Raw genomic sequence first — 22,793 nt, forward strand, 5'->3', positions numbered from 1 at the left:
TCAAGGAATGCCCCTTCGATGAACACCACGCCCCACGCCGAGTCTTCGGTCGCGCAGCGCAACTTCGTCGCGCTCGGCACGATCGTGCGCCGCGAGATCACCCGCATCCTGCGCATCTGGGGCCAGACGCTGGTGCCCCCGGCGATCACGATGACGCTGTACTTCCTGATCTTCGGCGGCCTGATCGGCTCGCGCGTGGGCAAGATGGACGGCCTGCCGTACATGGACTTCATCGTGCCCGGCCTGGTCATGATGAGCGTGATCCAGAACAGCTACGGCAACATCTCCTCGAGCTTCTTCGGCGCGAAATTCGGCCGCCATGTCGAAGAGCTGCTCGTGAGCCCGATGCCGCACTGGGTGATCCTGCTCGGCTACGTGACCGGCGCCGTGCTGCGCGGGATCATGGTCGGCGCGATCGTGCTGTGCATCGCGTTGCTGTTCACCGACGTGCGCATCCCGCACCCGCTGGTCACGCTGAGCACCGTGCTGCTCGGGGCGACGATCTTCGCGCTCGCCGGCTTCGTCAACGCGGTGTACGCCAAGAAGTTCGACGACATCGCGATCGTGCCGACGTTCATCCTCACCCCGCTCACGTACCTCGGCGGCGTGTTCTATTCGGTCTCGCTGCTGCCGGCGTGGGCCGAGGCGGCGACGCACCTCAATCCGATCTTCTACATGGTCAACGCGTTCCGCTACGGCCTCATCGGGCACAGCGACGTGCCGGTCGGCATCGCGTATGCGCTGATGTTCGCGTTCGTCATCGCGCTCGCGGCGCTCGGCCTGTGGCTGCTCAAGCGCGGGATCGGGCTGCGCAGCTGAGGCGGGGCCGCGTTGCGGCCCGCGCCGTCAGTGCGTCGCGGGCTTGGCCCGCCTGCCGCGCACCTTCGCGTTGATCCATCCGCCGAGATCGTCGAGCACGGTGAACGTCGCCGGGATCACGACCAGGCTCAGCAGCGTCGAGGTGATGAGGCCGCCGATCACGGCGACCGCCATCGGCGCGCGGAAGCTGGAATCGCCCGAAAAGCCGAGCGCGATCGGCAGCATGCCGGCGCCCATCGCGAGCGTGGTCATGATCACCGGGCGTGCGCGCTTGCGGCAGGCGTCGACGAGCGCATCGTGCTGGCTCATGCCGAGGCCGTCCTCCGCCATCACCGCGTAATCGACGAGCAGGATCGAGTTCTTCGTCGCGATGCCGATCAGCATGAGCAGGCCGATCAACGCCGGCAGCGACAGCAGGTGCTGCGTGATCAGCAACGCGCCGAACGCGCCGCCCGCGCACAGCGGCACCGCGGCGAGGATCGTGATCGGCTGCAGCGGGTGGTTGAACAGCAGCAGCAGCACCATGTAGATGCACACCAGCCCGGCCGCCATCGCGAGCAGGAAGCCGGTGAACAGCTCGATGAAGATTTCCGCATCGCCGGTGTTGAGGAACACGACACCCGGCGGTGGGTCGCGCACGGTCGGCAGCTGCTGCACCTCGGCCATCACTTCGCCGAGGGGCCGACCGTTGAGCTCGGCGGTGAACGTGACGTTGCGCTGGCGCTCGTAGCGCGAGATCTGCGCCGCGCCGCTGCCGCGCTCGATGTCGGCGACCGCCGACAGCGGCACCGGGCCGTTCGCTCCGGGCACGCGCAGTTGACCGATCAGCGCGGGATCGGCCAGCGCGTCCTGCGCGAAGCCGACGCGGATCGGCACCTGGCGCTCGGGCAGGTTGAGCTTGGCGAGGCGCTGCGTGTAATCGCCGCTCGTCGCGATGCGCGCGGCCTCGGCGATGTCGGCGGTCGACACGCCCAGATCCGCGGCGCGTGCGGGGTCCGGGCGGATCACGAGTTCGGGCCGCAGCAGCGACGCCGACGAGCTCACGCTGCCGAGCCCTTGCAGCGTGCGCAGCTCGCGTTCGAGCTGGATCGATGCGTCCTGCAGGCGGCGTGGGTCGTCGCTCGCGAGCACGAGTTGCAGCGTTTCGCCCGGCTCGGAGCTGATGTAGCTCACGCGCACGCCGGGCAGGTCGGCGAGCTTCGCGCGCGCGAGACGCTCGAGCGTTTTCTGGCCGCGGTCGCGATCGCCCTCGGGGCCCCAGTCGAGCACGAGCGTCGCCTTGCGCGCTTCGCCGACGCCGGTCTTGCCCGGATCGCCGATGTCGAGCACCGAGCCGATCGTCGTGTAGACCTGGCGCAACTCCGGGATCGACGCGAGCCGCGCGCGCGCCTGTTCGGACACGCGCACGGTCTCTTCGATCGGCGTGCCCGGCGGCAGCTCGAGGCTGAGGTTGCTGCGGCCGAGGTCGGAGAACGGAATGAACGTGGTCGGGATGAACGGGATCAGCGCGAGCGAGCCGAAGAAAAACACCGTCGCCGCCCCGAGCGTGATCCAGCGGTGGCGAAGCGCGGCATCGACGAGACGCAGGTAGCGCCGCATCAACGGGCCCTCGGTTTCCACGTGCGGCTTGGGCTTGAGCTGGTACGCCGCGATCATCGGCGTGAGCAGGCGCGCGACGAGCAGCGAGAACAGCACCGCCGCCGCGGCCGTCCAGCCGAACTCGCGGAAGAACTTGCCGGGGATGCCCGGCATGAACGCGACCGGCACGAACACCGCGGCGAGCGTGAGCGAGGTCGCGATCACCGCCACGCCGATCTCGTCGGCCGCCTCGCGTGCGGCCTCCAGCGGCGGCTTGCCCATCTGCAGGTGGCGCACGATGTTCTCGATCTCCACGATCGCATCGTCGACGAGGATGCCGACCACCACGCTGAGCGCGAGCAGGGTGATGAGGTTGAGCGTGAAGCCGAAGAAGTACATCACCGCGAACGTGGGGATGATCGACAGCGGCAATGCGAGCGCGGAGATCCACGTCGCGCGCCAGTCGCGCAGGAACAGCCACACGACGATCAGCGCGAGCAGCGCGCCTTCGAACAGCATCGTCATCGACGATTCGTACGAGCGCTCGGCCTCTTCGACCATCGACGTCACGAGCTGGAACTTCACGCCCGCATGCGCGGCCTCCAGCTGCGCCAATGCCTCGCGTACGCCCTCGGCCACTTCGAGCTCGCTCGAGCCGCGTGAGCGCGACAGCGAGAACGCGACCACCGGTTGGCCGTCGAGCAGCGCGACCTGGCTCGGATCGGCGGCCGCGTCGGTGATGCGCGCAAGCGTGCCGAGTCGCACCGCGCGGCCGTCGCGCAACGGGATGCTGAAGTTGCGCAGCGCCTGCGCGTCCGCCGCAGTGCCGACGGTGCGAATCACCTGCTCGCTGTCGCCGAGTTCGGCGCGGCCGCCGGGCCGCTCGACCTGGCTGCGCGCGATCTGCTGGCTGATCTCACCGGCCGTCACGCCGTACGCGAGCAGCGCCTGCGGGTCGAGGTCGATGCGGATCTGCCGCTCGATGCCGCCCTGGCGCGAGACGAGCGCGACACCCGGCACGCCGTACATCGCACGCGCGACCTCGCGGTCGACGAACCAGCTGAGCTCGTCCACGCCCATGCGCTCGGACGCGACGGCGTAGGTCATCAGCGCACCGCCGATGTCGACCTTGCTGACGATCGGCTCCTGGATGTCCTGCGGCAGGTCGCCGCGGATGCGGCTGACCGCGTCGCGCACATCGTCGAGCGCGGTCGGCAGGTCGGTTTCGAGTTCGAACTCGACCGCGGTCGTGCTCGCGCCTTCCGTGACCGTCGAAACCACGCGCTTGACGCCGTTGAGCGTGGCGACCTGGTCCTCGACCAGGCGCGTCACTTCGGTCTCGAGCTGGGACGGCGACGCGCCCGGCTGCGGCACGGTGACCGTGACCATCGGGAACGCGATGTCGGGAAAGCGCGCGACCGGCAGCTTCACAAAGCCCCACAGACCGGCCAAGCACAGCACGAAGAAGATCATCAGCGCCGGCAGCGGCCGGCGGATCGCCCACGCGGAGACGTTGATCATGGCGCCGCCGGCGCAGGGTTCGCGGCGGGCGTTGCGGCGCTTTCGGCGACCACGCGCACGCGGTCACCGTCGCCGAGGAAGCCCACGCCGCGCACGGCCACCGGCGTGCCCGGCTTGAGGCCGTCGAGGATTTCGATCACCTCACCGGCGCGCGTGCCGGTGCGCACGCGCAGGCGCTTGGCGACGCCATCGCGGCCGACCGTAAAGACGTACGGATACCCATCGCGCTCGACGACGGCCGCGGCCGGCACGGTGAGCGCCTGGCCGGCGCCGGTTGCGATGCGGCCGGGGACGAACTGGCCGATCTGCAGGCCTTCGGGGTCGGGCAGGTCGGCGTAGACGGTGCCGGTGCGCGTGGTGGCGTCGACGCCCGGGCTCACCGCCCGCACGCGGCCTTCGGCGACCGCGCCGCCGGGCGCGTCGAGCGTCACCGGGTCACCGACCGACACGCGCGCAATTTCGTCGGACGCGAGCTCGGCCTGCCACTCGAGCCGGCCGTCGCGGATCAATCGCAGCAGTTCGCTGCCTGCGGCGACGACCTGGCCCGGCTCGACGAGGCGCTTGGAGATGATCCCGTCGTCGGGCGCGCGCAGGCGGGTGAAGTCGACCCGCAACTGCGCGGCATCAACCGCGGCACGGGCGGTCGCGACGCGGGCCTGCGCCTGCGTGCGCGCGGCGCGCAGTTCGTCGAGCGCGCTCGCACTGATGAGCTGCTCCTTGCCGAGCGTTTCGCCTCGGCGCAGGTTGGCCTGCGCGAGTTCGAGCCCGGACTGCGCCTCCGCGTGCGCGGCGCGCGCCTGCGCGAGCTCGCTCGATACCGTGCGCGCATCGAGTTCGAGCAGCAGCTCGCCCTTGCGCACGCGCTCGCCCACGTCGACGTGCAGGTCGGTCACGCGCAGGCCGCCGAGTTCGACGCCGAGCTGCATCTCCTCCCATGCGGTGACCGGGCCCGAGACCGCGATCGTGCGCGGCAGTTCACGCATGCGCGCGGGCTGCACAGTGACCGCGAGCGACGACGGCGCGGCGTCCGCCGCCGGCGCCTCATCGCGCGAACCGCATGCGGAAAGCACCGCGCACACGCATGCCGCGGCCGCCCAGTGTCGGATCATCGTGTTCCTCGGAATCGCTCGGGCGCTGCGCCCGCGACCGCCAAGGATACGGGCCGGTATGTGACCGGCGAAGTGTCGCTTATGGCGCGGGCAGGCGGAAAAATTCGCGTGCGGTCGCGCTCGTGCGCGCGGCCACGGTCTCGACGGGCTCACCGCGGTCGCGCGCGAGTTCCTCGACGATGTGCGCGAGGAACGCCGGCTCGTTGCGGCGGTCCTTCGGCATCGGCTTGAGCGTGCGCGGCAGCAGGTACGGCGCATCGGTCTCGATCATCAGCCGGTCGAGCGGCAGGTGCGGCACGATCTCGCGCAGATGCTGGCCGCGCCGCTCGTCGCAGAGCCAGCCGGTGATGCCGATGTGCCAGTCGCGATCCAGATACGCGAACGCCTCCTCGCGCGTGCCGGTGAAGCAGTGCACGACGCACGGCCCGAGCTTGCCTTCGAAGTTGCGCATGATCGCGACGAAGTCCTCGTGCGCGTCGCGCTGGTGCAGGAACAGCGGCTTACCCGTGTCGACCGCGATCTGCAGCTGCTGCTCGAACGCGCGGCGTTGCGCCGGCCGCGGCGAGAAATCACGGAAGTAGTCGAGCCCGCATTCGCCGACCGCGACGACCTCATCGTGCGCGATCAACGCACGCATCTCGGCATCGCACTCGGCCGTGTATTCGACCGCATGGTGCGGATGCACGCCCGCAGTCGAATACAGAAAGCCCGGATGCGCCTGCGCGAGTTCGAGCGCTTTGGGCGAATGCTCGCGGCTTGCGCCGGTGATCACCATCTGCACGATGCCGGCCTCGCGCGCGCGCGCAAGCACGGCGTCGCGGTCGCGATCGAAGGATTCGTGGGTGAGGTTGGCGCCGATGTCGATGAGATGCACGGACGGGACCTGCGAACGGATTGGAGCGGGGCGGGTCGGCAAGCCGGGCCGCGCGACGGGGCGCAAGGATACCTCCGGGGCCGCCAGCGCCTGAGACAATGCCGCCGCTGCGCCGCACCTTGCCTCCGGTTCTCGACACCGTGCCTTTCCCGATCGATTCCCTGCTGCCTGCGATCCGCGCGAGCCTCGACGCGCACCCGCGCCTGGTGCTCGAAGCGCCGCCCGGCGCGGGCAAGACCACGCAGGTGCCGCCGGCGCTGCTTGATGCGCCGTGGCTGCGCGGTCAGAAAATCGTGATGCTCGAACCGCGCCGGGTCGCAGCGCGCGCGGCCGCGACGTTCATGGCACGCCAGCGCGGCGAGCAGGTCGGCAGGACTGTCGGCTACCGGATCCGCTTCGAGAACCGCGTTTCGGCCGACACGCGGATCGAGGTCGTCACCGAGGGCATCCTCACGCGCATGGTCCAGGACGACCCGACGCTCGACGGCGTCGGCGCGCTGCTGTTCGACGAATTCCACGAGCGCCACCTGGCGGCCGACCTCGGCCTTGCGCTTGCGCTCGACGTGCAGGCGCAGCTGCGCGACGACCTGCGCATCGTGGTGATGTCTGCCACGCTCGACGGCGAGCGGCTCGCGTCGTGGCTCGATGCGCCGCGCCTGTCGAGCGCGGGGCGCAGTTACCCCGTCGACATCGCGCACTTTCCGGCGCGCCGAGACGAGGCGCTCGAGCACCACGCGCGTCGCGCGGTCGAGCACGCACTCGGGCAGCACGCAGGCGACGTGCTCGTGTTCCTGCCGGGCCAGCGCGAGATCGCGCGCGTCGATGGCGCACTCGCGAGCGCCGCATTGCCGGCCGACGTCGACGTGCTCGCGTTGCACGGCGAGTTGCCGATCGAGCAGCAATCGCGCGTGCTGCAGCCGGGACCCGACGGCGCGCGCCGCGTCGTGCTCGCGACGAATGTCGCCGAGTCGAGCGTGACGCTGCCCGGCGTGCGCGTGGTCATCGATGCAGGCCTCGCGCGCGAGCCGCGCTACGACCCGAACAGCGGTTTCGCGCGGCTCGACGTGGTGCCGATCGCGCAGGCCTCGGCCGACCAGCGCGCCGGCCGCGCCGGCCGCGTTGCCGACGGCTGGGCGTACCGGTTGTGGCCGCAGTCGCAGCGGCTCGAACCGCAGCGCCGGCCCGAGATCGCGCAGGTCGAACTTGCGGGCCTCGCGCTCGAACTCGCGGCTTGGGGCGCGAGCGATCTGCGCTTCGTCGACGCCCCACCGCCCGGCGCGCTCGCGGCCGCGCGCGAACTGCTCGAGCGGCTCGGCGCGCTCGATCGCGATGCGCTCACACCGCTTGGCCGGCGCATGCTCGCGCTCGGCACGCACCCGCGGCTCGCCGCGATGCTGCTTGCGCCGACCGATCCGCGCGAGCAGGCGCTCGCCTGCGATGTCGCTGCGCTGATCGAAGCGCGCGATCCGCTGCGCAGCCGCTCCGATGCGCTCATCGATCGCTGGCAGGCGCTGGCGGCGTTCCGTGCCGGTCGCATCGCGCCCGATGCCTCGCGTTCGGCGCTCGCTGCGCTCGATCAGGCGGCGAAGCAATGGCGTCGTCGCTTGCGCCTTGATGCGCCGCCGCCGGGGAGCGTGCCCGCGCATGCGCTCGGCGACGTGCTCGCACACGCGTTCCCGGATCGCATCGCACGCCAGCATCCCAGCGATCCGCGCCGCTACACGCTGTCGAACGGTCGCAGCGCGCAGCTGTTTGACGACAGTGCGCTGTTCGGTGAGCCGTGGATCGTCATCAGCGAACTGCGCGACGAGGCGCGCGACGCCCGCGTGCTGCGCGGCGCGCCGGTCGACGAGGCGCGACTCGCACGCGAGTTTCCGCAGCGCTTCGTCAGCGAGGACCGCGTGGTCTGGGACGCGGCGGCGCGCGGCGTCGCCGCAGTGCGCGAACGGCGCTTCGACCGCATCGTGCTCGAGCGTCGCCCGCTTGCGAAGCCCGATCCTGCACGCTGCGCCGAAGCGCTCATCGAGGCCGTGCGCGATCTCGGCCTCGACGCCTTGCCGTGGACCGAAAACCTCGTGCAATGGCGTGCACGCGTGCGCTGCCTACGCGCGTGGATGTCCGAGCTCGGCGAAGCACTTCCGGATCTTTCGGACGCTGCACTGCTCGCATCGCTCGACGACTGGCTCGCGCCCGCGCTCGCCGGGAAAACGCGGCTCGATTCGATCGACGAAGCCGCGCTGGCCGAAGCGCTCAAGTCCGGTCTCGACTGGTCGCTGCGCACGCGCATCGACGCGCTCGCGCCGGTGCGCACCGTCGTGCCGTCGGGCATGGAGCGCCGCATCGAGTACGCGTTCGACGCCGAAACCGACACGTCGCTTGCGCCCGTGCTCGCAGTCAAGCTGCAGGAGCTGTTCGGGCTGGCCGACACCCCGCGCATCGCCGATGGGCGTGTGCCGCTCACGCTTCACCTGCTCTCACCTGCCGGCCGCCCGCTGCAGGTGACGCAGGACCTGCGCGGCTTCTGGGAACGCACGTACCCCGAGGTCAAGAAGGAAATGAAAGGTCGCTACCCACGGCACCCATGGCCCGACGATCCGTGGAGCGCAACCGCCACACATCGGGCGAAGCCGCGGGGGACGTAACCGGCCGCAGCAGGCCGTCGCATGGGCGCTCTTGGGTGTTACCGCGGTGCATTGCGTCGAGAGCTGAGCTCGCGCTGCAGCAGGTGCGCTCAGATGCAATGCAAGCCCCGCTCACGCTGCTTCAACGACGGCCGCTCGACACTGGCTTCCGCTCCCGCTGCAGGATTTTCGCCATGTGGTTCAGACAGCCCTCCATGACCGACCGTGCAATCGGCCGCGCCAAGCAGGTCGGTGACAACCTCAAGTTCATGGTGCCGAGCGCCAATGCGCTGCTTGCTGCAGGCACGAAACTCGGCGCCGCGAAGACCGGTGTCCGCGTTGCGGGCCTGTTCCTGCGCCGCCACCCCGCCGTGACCGTCGCCACCGTCGCTGGCGCAGGCCTGCTGTGGTACGCAGCCAAGCGCCGCAGCGCGCGCGCCGAGCAGGGCAATACGATCATCGCCGGCGAGCGCAGCTCGCGCCGCATCGATGCGAGCCAGAGCAACGATGCGCAGTTCAACGCGAACGGCGAGCGTGACCACAGCGGCCGTCGCAACGCGTCCGCCGGTGCACGATCGCGTAAGCGGGGCGGCGCACGCGGTGGCGCACGCAACGACAGCACGCCGAACGCGACGCAATAAGTGATCGGTGACCGGGCATCCGCAGCCTGCGGTGTCCGGAAGTGCGCGATAACGTTCAACGATGCGCCGAACGAGTCCGCTCGTTTGGCGCTAGTTTCATGCGTGTGCCCGAGCGAGCACTTGCCAGCGCGTCTATTGATAGCGTGGATTAGCTGCGCCTGAGCCGCGAGGCGGCTTCGCCGCTGCGGGTCACTGTGCGTTGTCCGATGCACCCGACGTGCGATAAGGCACGGGCGCCGATCGAGATCGAGTCGAGCTGGCGCGGCTGATCCGCACGCAGGTGGTGCGCTCGGACGGTCCAGCCGTGCTGCGCTACGCCTGGGGCAGTTCGATCACAAAGCGCGCGCCGCCGCTCTTGCGTTCTTCGTACCAGAGCTGGCCGCCGGCGTTCACGATGATCTGTTTCGCGAGCGACAGCCCCAGACCGCTGGACACGCCATCGTCGTTCGCCTCTTCGTGCAAGCGCACGAACGGCTTGAACAGCTCGCGCTGCTTCGAGGCTGAAATCCCCGGCCCGCGGTCGGCCACGATGAGCTGCCAGAAACCCGGCGCGCCGGCCCGGCCGATCAGCGTGAGTTCGCTGCCCGGCGCGTACTTCATTGCATTCGTGACGAGGTTTTCGCTGACCTGGCGCAACACGCGCTCGTCGATCGCAACGCGCGCATCGCGCGGCGGCGGCACGAGCTTGACGCGCAGACCCTTCGATTCGAGCTGCATTTCATAGCGGCGCAGCAGCCAGTCGAACGTCTCGGCGAGGCTCGCCGACGCCTTGGTCTGCGCCGCCTTCTGCTGCCCGGCGCGGCTTTCGAGGTAATGGCGGATGTAGCCAAGCGCGTCGGTCGCGCTCTCGTGGATCATTTCGTAGTAGCGCGGCTTGCGCTCGGGCTTGCAGCCATTGCTGCGCAGCAGATCGCTTGCGAACAGCACGCTCGTGAGCGGGTTCTTGAGATCGTGCGCGACGAGATTGACGAGTTCTTCGCGTTCGCGCGCCACGCGCTCGAGCCGGTCGCGGGTGAGCTTGAGGCCGATGTGCGCGTTCACGCGCGCCAGCAGCTCCTCGGGGAGGAACGGCTTGGTGACGTAGTCGACAACGCCGGCTTCGAACGCGCGCAGCAGCAGGTCGCGATCGTGCGCGGCCGTGACGAACACGACCGGGGCGCGCAACGGGCGCTCGTGGTTGCGCAACGCCTGCAGCACTTCGAAGCCGTCCATGCCGGGCATCATCATGTCGAGCAGGATCATGTCCGGCTCGGATGCGCCGTAGGACTCGATCGCCTTCTCACCGGACTCGGCCGTCGCGACCTCGTAGCCCTGACGCGTCAGCAGCATGCTGACCACGCGCAGGTTCGCAGCCTGGTCGTCGACGACAAGAATCCTGCCCGAATTGGAGGCGGCTACAGCCATGGCGTCCTTTGATCCGGGCGCGCGCGCAGAATTCGGCGCAGCGCTCATGCAAACACGACGAACGTTAACAGAACGATCTTCCACTCATCCAGAATGAAGTCAGCTTGCTGAATACGCCCTCCAGACGGTGTGAACGGCAAGCGAAGCCGGACGCGGCCGCAGTGCGCAGCGTCAATCAATGCGCCGCCATGTTCCGGGCGCGAGCCCGTCCAGCCGGTGTCCGCCCATCGCAGCGCGCACCAGGCGCAGTGTCGGCAGACCGACCGCCGCGGTCATGCGGCGCACCTGCCGGTTGCGGCCTTCACGCAGTTCGATTTCGAGCCACGCGTCGGGCACGGTCTTTCGAAAGCGCACAGGCGGATCGCGGGGCCACAGCGTCGGCGCATCGATGCGTCGCGCGCCGGCCGGGCGCGTGCGCCCGTCATTGAGCTCGACGCCCCGGCGCAGCGCGTCGAGGTGGGATTCGTCCGGATCGCCTTCGACCTGCACCCAGTAGGTTTTGGGCTGCTTGTGGCGCGGATCGGTGAGCCGATGTGCGAGCGTGCCGTCGTCGGTGAGCAGCAGCAGCCCTTCACTGTCGTGATCGAGCCGGCCGGCTGCATACACGTCCGGCGGCAGGCCGAAACGAGCCAGCGTGGGCCGCGGTGGCGTGCTGCGGTCGGTGAACTGGCACAGCACGCCGTAGGGCTTGTTGAACGCGACGAGCATGAGGCGGAATTACCCAAGGTGATCCGTTGCGGGCACGATCGAGACAGCCGGCGCGGCTGGCATGCACCGCACTCACCCGTACCGATCGCGTTCGTGGATCACCCAGTCCGCATCACGGCTTGCGGAAGCGCAGCGTCATGCGATCGCTTTCGCCGATCGCCTCGTACTTCGCCGCGTCGGCCGCCTCGTGCCGCTTGGCGGGCGGCAGCGTCCACACGCCGTTCGGATGGTTCTTCGTGTCGCGCGGGTTCGCGTTGACTTCGCTTTGCGCGGCGAGTTCGAAGCCGGCTGCTTTCGCGAGTGCGATCACCTGCGCCTGGCCCACGTAGCCGGACTTGTCATCGGCCGGCACGTCGGCCGCGGCGCGGTGCTCGACGACGCCCAGCGTGCCGCCGGACTTGAGCACATCGTAGAAGCCCTTGAACATCGCCTCGGCGTTGCCGTCCATGCGCCAGTTGTGGACGTTGCGGAACGTCAGCACGACGTCCGCCGAGCCCGGCGCGCCGAAGTTCGGCTGCTTCGGGTCGAACTTGACCGTGCGCGCGCCGCCGAAGCGCGCGGCGTCGCCGGTGAGCTTCGCCGTCAGGCCGTCGTTCGCCTTCGTGTAGTAGGCCCGTGCCTTCTCGTTGCTCTGCGAAGCCGGGTCGACCACCGCGGCGACGTACTGGCCGCGCGCGAGGTACGGCGCGAGCACTTCGGAGTACCAGCCGCCGCCGGGGGTGATCTCGATGACGGTGTCGTCGGGCTCGACGCCGAAGAACGCAAGCGTCTCACGCGGGTGGCGGTGCGCATCGCGCGCACGGTTCTCGGCGCTGCGCCAGTCACCGGCGATCGCGGCGTCGAGCGCGGCGGTGTCGACGGCGGACGCGGATGCGGGGGCGGATGCAGTCGCAGCCGCGTTCGCCTCGGCGGCCGAGGCGGTGTTCGTCGGGGAATCCTGCGTGGAGGCGCAGGCGGCGAGCAGGGCGGGGACGAGCGTGGCGAGCAGCAGACGATTCATGCGACGGCTCCGAGGGTCGGGGACCGGCGAGCGTACCGCGAGCGCATGTGAGCGGACCATCGCGCTTGCGACACCGGGCCGACATCGCACCGCAACGCGGCTGGCGCAGCGGTGTCATGCGCGCTGCGTAGCCTGCGCCGCGTCAAAGCCCATGACCGCGGCCTGCCTGCCGCGCCCCCGAAAAGGAGATCTGCGATGCGCCTGTTCAAAAGCGAATGGATGTTCGAACCGGCCCGCGCCGCCGGCGCGTTCGACCTGCGCCGGCCCCGCTACGGCGCCGGCCGTGCGACGCCAGTGCGCGCGGCGTGCCCGCCGCTGCCGGTGCTGGACGATGTGCCGGCACTGGCGACGATCGAGCACGAACGCGCGGTGCTGCGCCGGCTCGCCGAGTACGACCGCGCCGCCTGAGTCACGAAGCCGCGCCGGCCGCGACGATGCGGCCGGCGCATGGGTTGCCGTCAGCGCTTGAGCGTGGCGAGCGCGGCGTTGAACGTCGCGCTCGGGCGCATCGCATCGGCGAGCTTGGCGATGTCGGGCTGGTAGTAGCCGCCGATGTCGACCGGCCGGCCCTGCACCGCAACGAGCTCGGCGTGGATCTTCGACTCGTCCGCGGTCAACTGCCCGGCGATCGGCGCGAACAGTGACTTGAGCTCGGCATCGCTGTCCTGCGCGGCGAGCGCTTCGGCCCAGTAGCGCGCGAGGTAGACGTGCGTGCCGCGGTTGTCGAGCTGGCCGACCTTGCGCGCCGGCGAGCGGTTCTCGTCGAGGATGCGCGCGTTTGCGACGTCGAGCGCATCGGCGAGCACCTGCGCACGCGCGTTGCCGGTCGTGTTGGCCAGGTGCTCGAGCGAGGCTGCGAGCGCGAGGAACTCGCCGAGCGAATCCCAGCGCAGGTAGTTCTCTTCGACGAACTGCTGCACGTGCTTGGGCGCGCTGCCGCCGGCGCCCGTCTCGAACAAGCCGCCGCCCGCCATCAGCGGCACGACCGAAAGCATCTTCGCGCTCGTGCCGAGCTCGAGGATCGGGAACAGGTCGGTGAGGTAGTCGCGCAGCACGTTGCCGGTCACCGAGATCGTGTCCTGCCCGGCGCGGATGCGCTCGAGCGAGAGCTTCATCGCCTCGACCGGCGCGAGGATGCGGATGTCGAGGCCGCTGGTGTCGTGCTCTTTCAGGTACGCCTCGACTTTCGCGATGAGCTGCGTGTCGTGCGCGCGGTTCTCGTCCAGCCAGAAGATCGCCGGCGTATTCGACAGGCGTGCGCGCGTGACCGCGAGCTTGACCCAGTCGCGGATCGGCGCGTCCTTGGTCTGGCACATGCGCCAGATGTCGCCCGGCGCGACGTCGTGCTGCAGCAGCACGGTGCCGGCTTCGTCGACGACGCGCACGGTCCCGGCCGCATCGATGCGGAAGGTCTTGTCGTGCGAGCCGTATTCCTCGGCCTTCTGCGCCATGAGGCCGACGTTCGGCACCGAGCCCATCGTGGCCGGGTCGAACGCGCCGTTCGCCCTGCAGTCGTCGATCACCGCCTGGTAGATCCGCGCGTACGAGCGGTCGGGGATCACGGCCTTCGTGTCCTGCAGCTCACCGGCGGCGTTCCACATCTTGCCGCTGTCGCGGATCATCGCCGGCATCGAGGCGTCGACGATGACGTCGCTCGGCACGTGCAGGTTCGTGATGCCCTTGTCGGAGTTGACCATCGCGACCGCGGGGCGCTGCTCGTACACGGCCTTGAGATCGGCCTCGATCGTCTCGCGCACGCTCGCATCGAGCTGCGGCAGTCGCGCATACAGATCGCCGATGCCGTTGTTTGCATCGAAGCCGACCGATTCCAGCACCGCGGCGTGCTTGGCCAGCGCTTCGCGGTAGAAGCGCTCGACGACGATGCCGAACATGATCGGGTCGGAGACCTTCATCATCGTCGCCTTGAGATGCAGCGAGAACAGCACGCCCTGCGCGCGCGCGTCAGCGATCTGCGCATCGACGAAGCCCGTGAGCGCATTGGCGCTCATCGTGGCGGCGTCGATGACCTCGCCGGCCTGCAGCGCGACCTTCGGCTTGAGCACGCGCACCGCGCCATCGCTGCCGACGTGTTCGATGCGCACGTTCGTCGCTTCATGCACCGTCGTCGAGCGCTCGCTGCCGTAGAAATCGCCGCCGTCCATGTGCGCGACGTGCGTCTTCGAGTCCGCGCTCCACTTGCCCATGCGGTGCGGATGTTTGCGCGCGTACTGCTTGACGGAGGCCGGCGCGCGGCGATCGGAGTTGCCTTCGCGCAGCACCGGGTTCACCGCGCTGCCCTTGACGCGGTCGTAGCGCGCCTGGGTGTCGCGCTCGGCATCCGTGCCCGGCTCTTCCGGGTAGTCGGGCAGCGCGTAGCCCTGCTGCTGCAGTTCCTTGATCGCGGCCTTGAGCTGCGGCACCGAGGCGCTGATGTTCGGCAGCTTGATGATGTTCGCCTCGGGCGTCGTCGCGAGCGCGCCGAGCTCGGCGAGATCGTCGCTGACGGCCTTGTCGCCGAGCGCTTCGGGGAACTGCGCGAGGATGCGGCCGGCGAGCGAGATGTCGCGCGTTTCGACCGCGATGCCGGCAGTGCCGGCGAACGCCTCGACGATCGGCAGCAGCGACTGCGTGGCGAGGAACGGGGCTTCGTCGGTCAGCGTGTAGAGGATCTTCGGCGTGTTCGGCATGTCGGTCTCGCGGAATCGGGCGGAAAGACGGCGCGGCGTACGCTCGCGCATGGACACGCGCCGCGGCGCGGGCGCGCATTGTCGCGGTTCAAGGTGTCACGGGCAAAACACGGCCGCGGCATGAGGACCCAGCCGATCGCACTGAGCGGACTGGATTGCGTCGCAAACGCCCGCTAGTTCTGGCTCCACTGGCCGCTGCGCTTCATCGCACCCCACTGGTGCTTGCGCCGGCTCATCCATTGCCACATGCCGCGCACGCGCCAGAGCGTGTTGAGCTGGCGGTAGCCGAAGTTTTCGATCACGGCCATGAGAAACAGCAGCAGCATGTCGCGGCTGCGGGTGTAGATGCGGAACGACATCGTTTCCAGCAGCAGGCCGTTGACCGACAGCAGGATGCCCATGCCGATCGCGACGAGCAGGAAGATCGACAGCGCGACCGGCGAGATCACGCCAAGGATCGAGCCGACGATCATGAACACGTAGCCCGCGAGTTCGATGATCGGGCCGACCCATTCGAACAGCGCCATGAACGGCCAGGCGAGCCACGCCGCGGCGCCGCCGCGCGCGCCGAACGTGTGCGGCGGGTGGAACACCAGGCTTTCGGCGAGACCCCGCTGCCAGCGGCTGCGCTGGCGGCCGAGCGTGCCGAGGTCTTCGGGGCACTCGGTCCAGCAGATCGGGTCCGGCAGGTAGCGGATGCGGTAGGGAATGCGGCGCTCGCGGTGGTAGCGGTGCAGGCGCACGACGAGTTCCATGTCCTCGCCGACGGTGTCGGTGCGGTAGCCGCCCACGGCCTCGACGCGGGCGCGGTCGAACAGGCCGAACGCGCCGGAGATGATGAGCACGGCATTCAAGGGCGACCAGCCGAGCCGGCCGAACAGGAACGCACGCAGGTACTCGACGATCTGCAACCGCGCGAGCAGGTTCGTCGGCAGGCCGGACTTGATCAGAAAGCCGCCGCGCACCTGCGAGCCGTTCGCGATGCGCACCGTGCCGCCGGCGGCGACCGTGCGGGCGTCTTCGATGAACGGCTGGACGACGCGGAGCAGCGAGTCGCGCTGCAGGATCGAGTCGGCATCGACCGCGCAGAACAGCGCATGGCGCGCGAGGTTGATGCCCACGTTCAGCGCGTCGGCCTTGCCGCCGTTGTCCTTGTCGACCACGCGCAGGTTGCCGTAGCGCAGCGAGCGGTACACGCCGCGCACGGGCTGGTGCGGCACTGCGCGACGCACGATTTCGGGGTGGGGGACCAGCTCGAATTCGTCGATCAGCACCTGCAGCGTGTTGTCCTTCGAGCCGTCGTTGATGACGACCACCTCGAAGTCCGGGTACTGCAGCTGCAGCATCGATCGCACCGAGGCGCGGATCGTCGCCTCCTCGTTGTAGCCGGGCACGAGCAGCGAGATCGGCGGTTCGATGCCGAGGTACGGCGCGTCGGTGCCGTACTCGCTGCGTTGGCGCATGTAGCTGCGCAGGCTGAACAGCGACAGCACGTTGAGCAGCAGGTAGCCACCGTTGAGCAGCACGAAGTAGCCGATGAAGAAGATCTGTGTCGCAAGGATGATGCGCTCGGTCACGACGTCGGCCCCTCGGTGGCGGTCGCGGCGTTGCGACCGCGCCGCTCGTCGAGCGCACGCTGCAGCGCTTCGCGCCCGTAACGGTCCTCGACCTGATTCGCCCACGTCTCGAGCGTCGCATCGTCGATGCGCGGCAGCTCGACGAGCGTGTCGGCCGCGGCGCGGCGCACCCACCAGCTGCGATCGCTCAGGCGCGGCACGAGCAGCGCGGCGTCGTCAGGGCCGAGCCGTGCGCGCAGCGATTCGACCGCAACCAGCCGGACCGCGGCGTCCTCGTCGTCGAGCGCCTGCACGAGCGCGTCGCGGTCACGCGGGTCGTGCAGTTGGCCGAGCGTCTGCACGGCGCCGGCGCGGTGGCGCGGCTCGGGGTCGCGCGCGAGGCAGTCGCGGGCCCACGGCGCGGCGCGGCGCGGGTCGGCATGGCGCAGCAGCGGCACGAGTCGATCCAGGCCAGCAGCATCCGCCGCCTCCAGCGCGTCGAGCAGCGGCGGCGTGACCGCTTCACGGCCCGCCTGCTGGCACAGCGCGGCGATGCGGGGCACGCCCCAGTCCACCCGCGAGACCGCGAGCGGCATCACGAGCTGCATTGCACGCGTGGGGTCGATTGCGACGAGCGCATGCGCGGCGGCGAGTGCGACGAACGGGTTGCGCGCCTGCAGTTGCGGCTCGATCGCGTGCCAATGGCCCGGGTCGCTGAGGTGACGCGCGGCTTCGAGCGCGACGAGGCGCGCCCGCACGCTGCGCGCGCGCAGCAGGCGGCGCACCTGCGGCTCCAGGTCGAGCCGGTGCAGCACGCGGTTGAGCCGCTGGCTCGACGCGCCGCGCACCTGCCGCTGCATGCGGTTCCATTGCATCAGCCACCACGTCCGGCGCCCCCGGACCGGCGGCGGCAAGGCGGCGAGCGCGGCCGCATCGAGCGCGTCGTCGTCGAGGCCCGCCACCGCGAGCGCGGGGCGCCACGCGGCGTTGAACGCGTCGCGATGCCGGCGCTGCCGCGCGGCGACCGCGGACAGCACGAGCACCTGCACGAGCACGGCGAGCGTGACCGCCGCGAGCGCGAGCGCCGACTGCGCCGCAAGGCGCAGTGCGGGGTCGGCGGGCAGCCAGTGCATCGCGGTGATGTCCATGAGCTCAGTTCAGTGCGGCAGTCGACCGGCGCAGTGCGCCGTGCCGGGTTCAGAAGCGCCGCTCCAGGCCGAGAGCGACACCGTCGCGGGCGTACAGCGCGCCCTGGCGCACGTGGCCGACGTTCCAGCGCAGCGCCCACGCGCTCGACAACGGATGGCGCCCGCCGATCGACCACGCGCGCACGTCGCTGGCGACCACCTGCGTGCCCAGCAGCGCGTCCTCGCGCCCGGCCGCGAACTGCACGCCGATCTCGCCGCCGTCGGCCCCGTACGCGCGGGCGATGCGCAGGTCGTGGCCGACCGCGTGCACGCCGCGCAGGCGGGTCGCCGTCGCCGTGTAGCCGGCGCGCCATGCGCCGACGTAGCGCTCGACGCCGAGCGCGAGCCGCTCGACACGCACGTCGCGGTAGTCGCTGCGCCGCACCGCCGCCGCGCCGACCCAGCCCGCGCCGAACACGTGCTCGACGCGCAGCTCGCCAAAGCGCCGCGGCAGGAACTGCGCCCCCGGCACGACGCCGAGCTGCGGCTGCACGGTCCAGCCCTCGCGCACCGGCACGACCAGGCCGAGTTCGACGCCGTGATCGTCGAGGCCGAACCGCGATTCGGTGAACACCGCGCCGGTCACGCCGGTGCGATCGCCGCCGGTCGCGGCCGCGTCGAGCCGCCAGGCCCGCCAGTCGTCGAGGCCGCGGTCGAGGCGGTCGTGCCGCGCGGTCAGCACGAGCGAGCGACGGCGCTCGGGGGCGTCGGTCACTCCGGTGAGCGCGCTGGCCGCCGCGGCCCGCGGTGCAGCCTGCATCGGGTCGGCGGGCGTCAGCGCGCTGCCGATTGCCTGCGCATTGGACGGCCGGGCTGCGCCGTTCACGGGCGCGGCCGGGGCCCCCGCTGCCTGGCCGCGCGCCGCAGCCGCGGGCGGCGCGTCCGTCGGGGGGCTGCTCGCGACGGCGGTTGGATCGGCACTCGACCCGGGGTTCGCAGCGCGCGCCCGTGCCAGCGCCCGGTCGACGTCGGCGTAGTCAGGCGCGAGCGCGTGCGCGCGTTCGAGCGTGGCGATCGCCGCGTCGCGTTGGCCCGCCCACAGCTGCGCAAGCCCGTAGCCGAGCAGGTAATCGGCGTTGTCGGGCGCGCGCTCGAGCAGCGCGCGGTACAGCGGCAGCGCGGCCTCGGGCTGGCCCTGCCAGGCGCGCACGCGGGCGAGCAGGAAGCGGGCTTCGTCGTCGTCCGGCGACCGCGCAAGGTGTTGTTCGAGCGTCGTGCGCGCCGCCGCCCAGTCCCGGCGTGCGAGCTGCGCGCTCGCGGCTTGTACGGGCGTAGCCGATGCCGTCGGCCCAGCGGCCGGCGGCTGCGCCTGCGCGCCCGTGGCCGCGACCAGCGCGCACGCGAGCAGCGCCGGGTGCAGGCTCACGGCGCCCTCCGCAGCAGGCGGCGGATCCGCGCGAGCAGCTCTTCGGGTTGGAACGGCTTGGTCACGTAGTCGTCGGCGCCGAGCTCGAGCGCGCGCACGATGTCGGCCTCGCGCGCCTTTGCGGTCAGCATGAGCACCGGCACCGTGGCCCAGCCGGCCTGCGCGCGCAGCCGTTCGACGAGGTCGAGCCCGTCGTGGTACGGCAGCATCAGGTCCATCAGCACGAGGTCGGGCGCCGCACCGCTGCCGATGCGTTCGAGCGCGAGCCGGCCGTCGGCCATGTGCTCGACCGTGAAGCCGTTGCGCTCGAGCAGGAAGCGCACGATGAACGCGATGTCCTCCTCGTCCTCCACCATGAGCACGCGGGCGGGCGGGGTGTTCATTGCGTCTCCTTTCCCGCGTGCTGCGACACGGGCCAGTGTTCCAGGTTGGTCTTGATCAGGGCAGCGAGCTCGGCCGCGTCGCTGCGCGACTTGACCAGGCGGCGTAGCACGACGCGGCTGTCAGGCAGCGGCGCGTCCTGCGCGGAAAAGATGATCACCGGCGTCGGCGGCCGCGCTGCGCCGAGCTCGGGCAGCAGTTCCGCGCCGTCGCCGTCGGGCAGCATGAGGTCAAGGATCACGAGGTCGTGGTGCCGCTGGGCGAGCTCGCGCCGCGCCTGCGCGAGGTCGGCGGCGCTGTGCAGCGTCAGCGCCTCGCCGGCGAGCAGGGTGCGCACGAGCTCGCGCAGGTCCGCGTCGTCCTCGACGTGCAGCACGTCCGGCCGTGCACGCGCGCCGTGCAGGCACGCGCGCACCGCGGCGGCGACCCGCTCGGGGTCGAGCGGCTTGGCGAGCCAGTCGACGACGCCGACCGTGCCGCCGCGCAGCCCACCGCGGCCGCCGGCCGGCGGTTGCACGCCGAGCAGCAGCACCGGCAGGTGGCGGTAGCGCGACTGTGCGCGAAGCTCGCGCAAAAACGCGGGCGCGGAATCGCCGGCCAGCGCGAGGTCGAGTGCGAGCCCGCGCACGCCGGGCTCGACGAGCAGGCGCCGCGCCTGCGCCGGCGTCGTCGCCACACGCGTGCCGAAGCCGTTGCGCGCGAGCATTTCGGTGAGTTCCGCCGCGGTGGCCGCATCGTCCTCGACGAGCACGAGGTGCGGCTGCGTGGGGTCGCCCACGGCGTCGTCCGCACGGTCGAGCGCGACCGCACGCGACACCGGCAACCACACCTCGAACCGCGTCCCGTGGCCGAGCTCGGATTCGAAGCCGATCGTGCCGTGCATCTGCTCGACCAGCGAGCGCGTGATCGCCAGGCCCAGCCCGGTGCCGCCGCGGCGCCGCACGTCCGAGCCGTCGGCCTGCGCAAAGCGCTCGAACACGTGCGCGCGGAACGACTCGGGGATGCCTTCGCCGCGGTCGATCACCGCCACGCGCACGCCCCCGTGCGCTCGCACGAGTTCGACTTCGACCGTGCCGCCGGGCGGCGAGTGCTTGGCGGCGTTCGACAGCAGATTGGCCATGACCTGCGCAAAGCGATCGGCGTCGACGTCCACGGTGATGTCGTCGGCGACTTCGGTGCTCTCGTCAGCGGCCGACGCGAACACGACTTCGACGCCGAACTCGACCGCGTAGGGCCGGTTCTGCGCGATCGCCTGCTCAATCAAGCCGCGCACCGGCCACGGGCGCAGCTGCATCTGCAGGCGGCCGGATTCGAGCTTCTCGATGTCGAGGATGTCGTTGATGAGGCGCACGAGCCGCTCGGTGTTCTTGTGCGCGATGTCCAGCAGCGGCCGCGCGTCGTCGGGCACCGGGCCGGCGATGCCGCTGCCGAGCATGCCGAGCGCGCCGCGGATCGACGTCAGCGGCGTGCGCAGCTCATGGCTCACCGTCGAGATGAACTCGTTTTTCATGCGCTCCACGCGCAGGCGCGCGGTCACGTCGACCGCGACGGTGAGCACCTGCCTGCGCCCGTCGGACAGCTCCAGCGGTCGCTTGACGAGCTGCAGCCACATTTCGTGCCCGCGCAGGTCGACGACGCGCACCTGCAGCTGGCGCCATTCGGCCTCGCCGGCGACGAGCGCGGCGTCACCCTCGAGCAGCGGGGCGATCACCGCGCGCGCTTCGAGCGCATCGGCGTGCGTGCCTTCGACCTGCGCGGGGTCGAGGTGCAGCAGATCGCACAGCGCGAGGTTGGCGAGCACGAAGCGGCCTTCGGGGTCGCGCACGAAGATCAGGTTCTCGTCGGTGTCGACGATGCTGCGCAGGAACGCGCGGCGATCGAGGATGTCGCGCCGGTTGCGCATTGCCTCGGTGACGTCGCGCACGATCGCGAGCGCGCCTTCATCGGGGATGCGCACGAGCCGGACTTCGTACTCGTGCCCGTCAGTGTCGTTCCAGTTGAACGTGCGCAGCTCGTCGTTGCCCGGCAGCGAGGGCGCCTGCGCGCGCACCGCGTCGGCGAGCGCGGGCGGCAGTGCGGTGGCGCGGCCGGCGCCGGGGCTCGAGAGCGCGTGCATCACGCCCGCTTCGTCGACGAGCCACAGCGTGTCGGGCACCGCCTGCAGCATCGCGCGCTGACGCGCTTCGCCGGCCTGCGCGCGCGCGGTGAGCCGCGCCCGGAGCGCGAAGTTGCGGTTCACCGCGACCAGCGCCGACAGCAGCAGCACGATCGCCGTCAGCCCGCCGGCGATCGCGAGCCGGCGCCCGGATTCGAGCTGGCGGGTGACCGCCTGCTCTTCCGCGACCAGCTGCGTGCGCTCTGCGCGTTCGAGCGCGCCGAGCAGCGCACGCACGCGGTCCATCGCCTGCTTGCCGGCGGTCAGGCGCGCGCGCTCCGCGCTCTCTTCGAGCGTGCCGGTGCGTCGGAACGCCACGTTCCCTTCCGCGAGCGCGAGGCGTCGCACCACCGCCTGGTCGAGCGTGGAGAGGAACGCTGCGTGCTCGGGGGTCGGCGCAAGACGCGAGTGGAGCTCGCTCCGCTCGCGCACCAGTCGCACGCGGCCGCGGTGGTAGGGCTCGAGGAACACCTCATCGCCGGTGAGCAGGAAGCCGCGCATGCCGGTCTCGACGTCCTGCAAGGACGAGAGCGTGCCCTGCAGCGCGCTGAGCAGTTCAAGCCGATCCGCAACTCGGGCGTTCGCGTTGAGCAGCGCGTCCTGCGTGCGCTTGGCCTGCACGCCAAGCAGCGCCAGCAGCACGAACGCGAGGACGATGCCGAGCGTCGGCAGATGGCTGGATCGCAGGGGCACGCTACCTCCGAAAACTGCGGCGCAGTCTAGCCCGGCCGCTTAGACGGCACGTGAGCCGGGCCGGCGCTCAGGCGGTCCACGCCTCCGGCGTCAAGGGCGCCAGCCCGTACGCGACGCGCGCGCGATCGCATTGCGGGCTCGGTTCGCCGTGCTCCCACGCGGGCTGCAGCTCGCGGCAGGGGCTCGGCCGGCGCGCGTAGACCGTGCACTGCGCATCGCGCCCGACGGCACCGCTCAGTGCGGTGCACCGCACCGGCGCAGACAGCGTGCCGCGCATCGCGAGGCGGTGCGGGTCGAGCGCGGTGGTGAGTTCGATCGGCACATACGACGCGGGCGCGGGCTCGGTCTCGCTCCAGTGGAACGCGACACGGTAATGCGCGCAGCACGCGCCGCAGGAGAGGCAGGGGTGGTCGGGCACGATTGCGGCGCAAACCAGGCAGGTGCGGCATACGCCGCGGAGACCAAAGGCCGCACGCAGCGAGAGGCGCGTGCG

At 70.8% G+C, this 22,793-nt stretch carries 17 protein-coding genes; 4 read left to right on the forward strand and 13 right to left on the reverse strand.

Translation table 11 applies throughout. The annotated features are described in order from the left end of the window. Positions 1-18 precede the first annotated feature (18 nt). On the forward strand, positions 19-819 hold the full coding sequence (locus IE075_RS13405; RefSeq protein WP_189457493.1) for an ABC transporter permease: 801 nt from the start codon (positions 19-21) through the stop codon (positions 817-819). A gap of 27 nt (positions 820-846) precedes the next feature. Here the strand turns inward: IE075_RS13405 and IE075_RS13410 are convergent, their stop codons facing one another. The 3 genes from IE075_RS13410 to IE075_RS13420 form a co-directional block, all read right to left on the reverse strand. After that, a complete protein-coding gene (locus tag IE075_RS13410; RefSeq protein ID WP_229792531.1) occupies positions 847-3,918 on the reverse strand; it encodes an efflux RND transporter permease subunit in 3,072 nt (1,023 codons plus the stop codon). After that, positions 3,915-5,027 (reverse strand): efflux RND transporter periplasmic adaptor subunit, encoded by a 1,113-nt coding sequence (locus IE075_RS13415; RefSeq protein ID WP_189457494.1) that lies wholly within the window; start codon positions 5,025-5,027, stop codon positions 3,915-3,917. Before IE075_RS13415 ends, IE075_RS13410 begins: the two co-directional genes overlap by 4 nt. 79 nt (positions 5,028-5,106) lie before the next feature. Then, entirely contained in the window at positions 5,107-5,901 is a 795-nt protein-coding gene (locus IE075_RS13420; RefSeq protein ID WP_189457496.1) for a TatD family hydrolase, read from the reverse strand. Positions 5,902-5,999: 98 nt separating this feature from the next. Between IE075_RS13420 and hrpB the strand changes: the two genes are divergently transcribed. Beyond that, the gene (gene hrpB / locus IE075_RS13425) at positions 6,000-8,543 is read left to right on the forward strand and encodes an ATP-dependent helicase HrpB (protein WP_189457498.1); all 2,544 of its coding nucleotides are present in this window, start codon (positions 6,000-6,002) and stop codon (positions 8,541-8,543) included. 194 nt (positions 8,544-8,737) lie between these two features. Continuing rightward, complete coding sequence (locus IE075_RS13430) at positions 8,738-9,163, forward strand: hypothetical protein (protein WP_189457500.1); 426 nt, start codon at positions 8,738-8,740, stop codon at positions 9,161-9,163. Positions 9,164-9,475: 312 nt separating this feature from the next. On the opposite strand, the gene IE075_RS13435 is transcribed toward IE075_RS13430, so the two are convergent. The 3 genes from IE075_RS13435 to IE075_RS13445 form a co-directional block, all read right to left on the reverse strand. Beyond that, positions 9,476-10,567 carry a hybrid sensor histidine kinase/response regulator gene (locus tag IE075_RS13435; RefSeq protein WP_189457502.1) on the reverse strand — a complete coding sequence of 364 codons (1,092 nt, stop codon included), beginning with the start codon at positions 10,565-10,567 and terminating at the stop codon, positions 9,476-9,478. A 171-nt stretch (positions 10,568-10,738) separates the two neighbouring features. After that, on the reverse strand, positions 10,739-11,275 hold the full coding sequence (locus IE075_RS13440; protein WP_189457504.1) for a pseudouridine synthase: 537 nt from the start codon (positions 11,273-11,275) through the stop codon (positions 10,739-10,741). Positions 11,276-11,387: 112 nt separating this feature from the next. Then, a complete protein-coding gene (locus IE075_RS13445; protein WP_189457506.1) occupies positions 11,388-12,275 on the reverse strand; it encodes a class I SAM-dependent methyltransferase in 888 nt (295 codons plus the stop codon). A 195-nt stretch (positions 12,276-12,470) separates the two neighbouring features. Here IE075_RS13445 and IE075_RS13450 point away from each other — a divergent pair, with 195 nt between their 5' ends. Continuing rightward, on the forward strand, positions 12,471-12,683 hold the full coding sequence (locus IE075_RS13450; protein ID WP_189457508.1) for a hypothetical protein: 213 nt from the start codon (positions 12,471-12,473) through the stop codon (positions 12,681-12,683). A 50-nt stretch (positions 12,684-12,733) separates the two neighbouring features. On the opposite strand, the gene IE075_RS13455 is transcribed toward IE075_RS13450, so the two are convergent. The 7 genes from IE075_RS13455 to IE075_RS13485 all read right to left on the reverse strand — a co-directional run bounded on the left by IE075_RS13455 (position 12,734) and on the right by IE075_RS13485 (position 22,718). Beyond that, positions 12,734-14,962, reverse strand: a complete 2,229-nt coding sequence (locus IE075_RS13455; RefSeq protein WP_189457743.1) for an NADP-dependent isocitrate dehydrogenase — start codon at positions 14,960-14,962, stop codon at positions 12,734-12,736. A gap of 173 nt (positions 14,963-15,135) precedes the next feature. Beyond that, positions 15,136-16,539: a glycosyltransferase family 2 protein gene (locus tag IE075_RS13460; RefSeq protein WP_189457509.1), complete on the reverse strand. Its 1,404-nt coding sequence runs from the start codon at positions 16,537-16,539 to the stop codon at positions 15,136-15,138. After that, positions 16,536-17,666 (reverse strand): HEAT repeat domain-containing protein, encoded by a 1,131-nt coding sequence (locus IE075_RS13465; protein WP_189457511.1) that lies wholly within the window; start codon positions 17,664-17,666, stop codon positions 16,536-16,538. The genes IE075_RS13460 and IE075_RS13465 overlap by 4 nt, the downstream gene beginning before the upstream one ends. Positions 17,667-17,715: 49 nt before the next feature. Next, positions 17,716-19,071, reverse strand: a complete 1,356-nt coding sequence (locus tag IE075_RS13470; RefSeq protein WP_189457514.1) for a YaiO family outer membrane beta-barrel protein — start codon at positions 19,069-19,071, stop codon at positions 17,716-17,718. Beyond that, positions 19,068-19,454 carry a response regulator transcription factor gene (locus IE075_RS13475; protein WP_189457515.1) on the reverse strand — a complete coding sequence of 129 codons (387 nt, stop codon included), beginning with the start codon at positions 19,452-19,454 and terminating at the stop codon, positions 19,068-19,070. The genes IE075_RS13470 and IE075_RS13475 overlap by 4 nt, the downstream gene beginning before the upstream one ends. After that, entirely contained in the window at positions 19,451-22,300 is a 2,850-nt protein-coding gene (locus IE075_RS13480) for a CHASE3 domain-containing protein (RefSeq protein ID WP_189457517.1), read from the reverse strand. The genes IE075_RS13475 and IE075_RS13480 overlap by 4 nt, the downstream gene beginning before the upstream one ends. 67 nt (positions 22,301-22,367) lie before the next feature. Next, entirely contained in the window at positions 22,368-22,718 is a 351-nt protein-coding gene (locus IE075_RS13485) for a YkgJ family cysteine cluster protein (RefSeq protein WP_189457519.1), read from the reverse strand. Between the last annotated feature and the right edge of the window lie 75 nt (positions 22,719-22,793).

Origin of the sequence: Cognatilysobacter bugurensis, from assembly GCF_014652095.1 — a bacterium.
GTDB lineage: Bacteria > Pseudomonadota > Gammaproteobacteria > Xanthomonadales > Xanthomonadaceae > Cognatilysobacter > Cognatilysobacter bugurensis.